The sequence below is a fragment of the Enterococcus sp. S53 genome, from assembly GCF_016516865.1.
In the GTDB taxonomy this organism is placed as follows: domain Bacteria; phylum Bacillota; class Bacilli; order Lactobacillales; family Enterococcaceae; genus Enterococcus_D; species Enterococcus_D innesii.
In genome coordinates, this window is the sequence record NZ_JACVUH010000023.1 from 25,924 (window position 1) to 31,923 (window position 6,000).

The 6,000-nt window shown below is 30.5% G+C and carries 5 protein-coding genes and 1 pseudogene; 1 reads left to right on the forward strand and 5 read right to left on the reverse strand.

From position 1 onward, the window contains the following. Window positions 1-234: 234 nt before the first annotated feature. Window positions 235-360, forward strand: a pseudogene (locus tag IAE45_RS19080) (AAA family ATPase); the annotation flags it as partial. A 146-nt stretch (window positions 361-506) separates the two neighbouring features. Here the strand turns inward: IAE45_RS19080 and IAE45_RS17310 are convergent. The 5 genes from IAE45_RS17310 to IAE45_RS17330 form a co-directional block, all read right to left on the reverse strand. Continuing rightward, window positions 507-1,877, reverse strand: a complete 1,371-nt coding sequence (locus tag IAE45_RS17310) for a bacteriocin secretion accessory protein (protein WP_081119567.1) — start codon at window positions 1,875-1,877, stop codon at window positions 507-509. Between the two features lie 10 nt (window positions 1,878-1,887). Continuing rightward, complete coding sequence (locus IAE45_RS17315) at window positions 1,888-4,041, reverse strand: peptide cleavage/export ABC transporter (RefSeq protein ID WP_081119566.1); 2,154 nt, start codon at window positions 4,039-4,041, stop codon at window positions 1,888-1,890. A gap of 71 nt (window positions 4,042-4,112) precedes the next feature. Continuing rightward, window positions 4,113-5,402 (reverse strand): glycosyltransferase family 2 protein, encoded by a 1,290-nt coding sequence (locus tag IAE45_RS17320; protein ID WP_081119565.1) that lies wholly within the window; start codon window positions 5,400-5,402, stop codon window positions 4,113-4,115. Window positions 5,403-5,477: 75 nt separating this feature from the next. Continuing rightward, window positions 5,478-5,639: a hypothetical protein gene (locus IAE45_RS17325; RefSeq protein ID WP_164888641.1), complete on the reverse strand. Its 162-nt coding sequence runs from the start codon at window positions 5,637-5,639 to the stop codon at window positions 5,478-5,480. A gap of 69 nt (window positions 5,640-5,708) precedes the next feature. Then, window positions 5,709-6,000, reverse strand: a 292-nt coding sequence (locus IAE45_RS17330; RefSeq protein WP_233619157.1) for a hypothetical protein, incomplete at its 5' end; no start/stop codon positions are given.

The window sequence follows — 6,000 nt, forward strand, 5'->3', positions numbered from 1 at the left end:
GGTAATAATCCATTATTTTTCAAAAGTGTCATAGATTCTCTCGCATAAGATAAACTGATTTCTTTTTATTCTATATCGTTAAATGTTTGATTGATTACTTCGTCAGACTCTGGAAACGGTTTTTAAAATAACCCTAGGTCAAATTTTTCAGTTAATACACGAGGGGCGAAATGTAAATTAAAAATACTGAAGTCTCACATCGATCGCAGTCTTGGCCAACCAGAAACCAGCTTCATTACGAAAGGTAACTTTCAATTTATTAATCGTTTATTTGCACAGATCGATTATACTTTGAGAATCAGTCTGCTAGATCAAATTATTATAGAAGTAGCGAGAGATAGTTTAGTAATCGGAATATAAAAAATCTTTCCGAATATGGAAAATATTTGCCATTTAAAAAGAAAATGTAACGAATTTAAGTAAATGTCAAAAACTTTTAAGTTTCTGACCCTTTTGATTATTATCCAAAAATTTTCATGCTGTCTTATCACTAAATTTTCTACAAACTAGTTGTTAGAAAATAAAAAATCGATTATCTGATCCCAATAACTTTTTTTCCCAACTATAAATGAGACATCACCAGTTAATCCATAGCGTAAGAATTCTTGTTTGTTGACAGGAATTTTCACTTGACCTTTAACAGCAAAAAAATTACCTACTTCAGTAATTGAACTTGTTGTTGAGATATCTGTTACTTTTCCTTTTAAAACATACTTACTTCCATCATTACTATCTAATCTCATTGAGATTGGCATACCAACTTTTATTGCGGTCATTTTTTCTGAAGTGATCTGAGCATCTACTACCATCGTATTCTGATTATCATTCTTATAAATCTCCGCTACCACGCTTCCTTTAGCAATATCTTTTGTATTCTCATAAGATTCTTTTAAGTGAATAGTTCCTTGATCAGGAGCTAAGATACATTGACTTGTTAGCTCTCTTTCAATACTTTTTAAGGTAATTGCTTTCTCCTTTTTTTCAATCGACATTTCATTGGAGTGATTTTTTGCATCGGCTATTTTTTGCTCCCTTAATTGATTAATAACAGCTATCTGACTATTGACTTCTGATGTAGGATCTACAGGTATCTCAATTGCTTCTTTTTGTAATGATAATTGATCAATAATTTGATCTAGTTGCATAATAGTTTGATCTATTTCTGACAAGACATCTGATTTTATGCGGTCTTTCTCAGTTTCTTGCACCTGATCTATTTGTTTCTTCCATGATGTGTATTTTGACATGTACTCATCACTGTAACCTGAAATCATCTGTTGTTTACTCCAAGAAATCCTTATTTCCTTCATTTCATTAATTTTATTTTGTTTTTTTTGTATCTGATTATTTAGTTCATAGATATTTTTTTCTGCAATCTGACTAGTATTTTGATAATTACTTTCAAGTTGTTGTACAGTTTGTAATACTTGTTCTTTTTCATTGAGAAAAGATTCAACCTGATTCGAATATCCATAAGAATCTTCCTCTGTAAATAGATTCTCTTCTTTTTGCAAACTTTTTATAAGAAGATCTGTTTTTTCTATTTTTTCATCAAGTATTTTTATTTCACTATCCAGTTGATTCTTTTGTTCTACTAGATCATCCATTTCAAACACTATCAAAGTATCACCTTTATTTACCTTTAAATTCTCTTTTAAATTATTTTCTTTGATAGATGCTTCAACCGGAATTTGAATTGGAATTATAGTTTCAGCGCTTAGCATTCCATTACCATGAACTACTTGTTCGGAAGAACCAAAAAAAAGAAATAAAAGTACTCCCAAGAAAAAAATAGACAGTGGATATAGTATCCATCGATAGTAATGAGAATACTGTTGCAAGTAAATTGTTGAAGTGTTTTTCCACTCATTATTCATATCTCCACCTCTAGTTATCTATTTCCCACAATTTTCTATACATCCCATTTTGTTCCAATAGTTCAGCGTGCGATCCTTGTTCCACCAGTTCACCTTGATCTAGCACTAACACTTTATCACTTGCCTTAGCTATAGATAAATGATGTGCAATAAAAAGTATAGTTTTATTGGATAGCTGCATTAAATTTCTCAACACGTTATACTCTGATATGGGATCTAGGCTACTGGTGGCTTCGTCCAAAATCAAGATGTCAGCATCTTTTAATAAAGCTCTTGCTATCGCCAAACGTTGTTTTTGCCCTCCTGATAAATTAGTTGCTCCTTCTTCCACTATCATATCAAAGCGTAGATCTTGTAGATTCACAAAATCTAATATTTGTACATCTTCACAGACTTCTACTATTCTTTCGAAAGTAACTTCTTTATTAGAGCTGAACAATAAATTTTCTAGTATGGTTCCATGAAAAAAGAAAGATTCTTGCGGAACATAAGTCACATGATTTCTTAGAATCTCATGATCAATATCCAATACATTTATTTTTTTATATAGTAATTCTCCATCCATTGGTGCATAGAAATTAACCATTAACTTAGCTAATGTCGACTTTCCAGATCCACTAACACCGACAATTGATACTTTTTCTCCTGCGTTTATAACTGTTGATATATTTTTTAAAACTGGTTCTTTTAACCCGTAGGAAAATGATACATTTTTTATAGTGATCCCGCTTTTGAATATTGAACTATCAATATTTTTAATGTTACTATTCTCTTGTTTTTCTGTCTTAATAGCAAATATGTCATTGATTCTACGATTAGCAACTTGAGCAGCTTGCATTTTTGTTTGTAAGTTAATGATACTTTGTAATGGCTCAGTAAAAAATATAAGCAAAGAATTAAAGGTAATTAATTGTCCTAAAGTTATCGATCCATTCATAACATAATACGAACCAAGCCAAAGTACGAGGATTGTACTTATTAATTGAATTAAATGCTTAAAACTTTGCTGTAAATTATCCAAATTGGTAAATTTAAAAGATGTCTTCATCCACTTAGTAAATTGCTGATCCACTTTGTCATATACCTTTTGTTCTCCATTATATGCTTTAATTGTTTCGATACCTTTTAAACTTTCAATTATACTTGCATTGACTGTCGCGCCTGCAGACATTTCATCTTCATTCAATTGATCAAATATTTTAACAAATGACAGAATTGCTACTCCATAAAAAGGTATACTTCCTAGTGCAATAAAAAATAAACCTTTATTTTGAATAAACAAAGTTATCCCAATTGTTATGACTATTCCAACATCTAAAAAGATAGATAGTGTAGCGCTGGCTAAAGCATCAATTATTTTATTAGCATCAAGAAATCGAGAGATAATTTCGCCTGATTTTCTAGTGGAGAAAAAAGATAGAGGTAAATTAAGTACATGTTTAAAATAGCTTAACATGATTGAGATACTCATTCTTTGCCCTAATATAGTTAGCAAATATCCACGAATATACTCCAAAATAACTTGGAACACATAAATAAAAATAAGCCCCAAAGAAATAATGTTAAATGTGGACGCTATATTATTTGGAATGAAGTAGTCAATTATTCCTTGAAAATAATATGAACTAAAAAGACCAAATAAAGTAATAAAGAATGAAGCTATCACAATATTAAATATTAATCCTTTTTCATTCAAAAGGATTGGTAAATAAGTACTAATACCGTTAACTTTCTCGACGGAGGGACGGTACTTTTTATTTGGAGCCATCAATAATAATGCTCCCGTCCACTGTTCCCCAAACTCTTCAACTGTTTTTTTTACCATCCCTTTATCAGGATCGGCAATGTACAATATTTCTCCCTGGACTTTATAAACGACTACATAATGAAAATACTCATTATTAATTAAAACGTGAGCAATCAAGGGCAGCACTAGTTCTTTTTCGTCCCATACTCTAGAATTTGTTCTGATAGCTTGACAATCAAAATTAAATTTTTCAATACATTTTTTCAAACCATAAACTGACGTTCCTTCGTTATCTGTCCCTGAGAAAGTTCTTAATACATCTGTAGGCACTTCTGTCTTATAATAGTTTAAAACCATGGAAATGCAAGCCACTCCACAGTCTTTTTCATCTTGTTGTTTTATTAATTTAAATTTCACGTTCCTCTTCCTAACATTTTGACTATATCAACTTAGAATATTTAAGAATTACACAGCACAAACAATAAATATTAATGCTTTGATTTCTCTTTTAAGTACTTATTATAAAAGTCAATTTCTGGTTGAATCAAATTATGTTTTCCTACTTTAACGTTTACATCCTTTAGTAGTTCCATAGCATAGTCATAATATTCTGCTTTAGTAAGTATTTTTATCATTACGTCTGGCAATAGCTCTAATGCATTGTATGCAAGCCATTCTTCTTTGCCATTCCTAACATCCTTTAGTTTATCTGTTTCATCTCTAAAATCTTCAATCATATATAAGAGATCTTTTTCTATGATGTTAAGCCTATTTACGTACTTTAAATAGATAAAATCAGGATTTTCGGGATACATAGTAATAGCTTTATCAGCTAATTCAATAGCTTCATTTAATCGGTATTCACTCATCAAATATTTTATGTAACTTATTAATAAGCGCTCATTGAAGGCCGATTCTATTTTTCGATTTAAAATCTCATTTGCATAGTACTCTAATTTTTGAGCGAACCAATTTTTTTCCTCTTTGATTACACGATCAAAAGGCAACAAAGCATACCATTGCATATTATTTTCCTCAATAAGAATATTCTTCCTGAGAAGATTATAATAACGTTTTTCCTTATCAAATTTTACTAACTCGTCAGGAAGTGTTCCGTGATTTATGACAGTTATAGTTGTTGGGATATACGTTATGTCGTTCTTGGAACGTAATTCTTCGTGGACAAATCCAAAAAAACTAGCAGTATCACTTTTTTTGTACAATCTTGTGGGCCAGTTAACCTCATTATCTTCATTAAAGACTTGTCTAAACCTTATGGCTATATCATCTGTTTTTATAAGAGTAGATAATACCGCCAATTCAAAAATTAAAAATTCAGGAGACTTTATACTGGAAGATAAGAGTTCTTCATCAGAATCAATAATGAATAACCATCCCTCCGGTGTATTTTCGTCTACATAATTTCTCATATAAGCATAATTTTCCTCCCATGCTACTTCATTTAAAATTACAGAATCATAATTAGCATTACGAACAGTATCAATCGTCTTATCAGTCGAACCTGTATCAAAAACATAAACTTCATCGCAAAAATCGATAATACTTTCAATTGCCTTATTAATCCTAGACTCTTGATTTTTAACTAGAATGGCACCGTTAATTTTAATATTCGTTGTCTCTTTTAGAATCTCACTTTGAACTTGCGGGTTCAAAAGTTCAGATTTTATTTTTTTACGGTCGATTCCTATTTCTGATAACTTGATATTATCAAGTAAGCACTCTATATTCTCATTACTAAACATATCTACTTTTTCCATCTTTTTCCTCCAATAGAATTTTAAAAATTAAAAAAGACTATATCAGATGATATAGTCATATTCTTTATAGATCTTTTAGTATCCCATATTGCGGGTAACATCGTTAAATGCGCCGCCAATAGCATCTGCAAGTTTTACCCATCCAGGAATTTTTCTTTTAGCTCCACCCGTAGTACTCATTAAGTCTTTCTTGTCCATTGATTGAAATATTTCTTCCATTTTTTTCATATCTTTCATAAAAAATCCCTCCGATATTATAAATTTAATTGAAACCCTATATTCTATTCACTTAAAAATTATACGCTTTCAAAACCAACTAGAATCGACAGCACCTTGTAAAGTAAGTGGTCCATTTTTTGTTTCTAAGTTAAAATCTTTCGAACCTAATCCTGTAATTTCTTTAAACTTCTCTTCAAATACTGCAGGATCTTTGTAAGGGTCATCATTATTTTTCAATGTCAAAACATAATGTTTATCTTTCGGATTACTCCAGATTCCTAGACTGTTTAAAGAAGACAAATCTAAGCTTGAAATATCAGAAGATAATACTATTTTATACTGTCGTCTATACAAAACATCATTCAACTTCATCAAATAC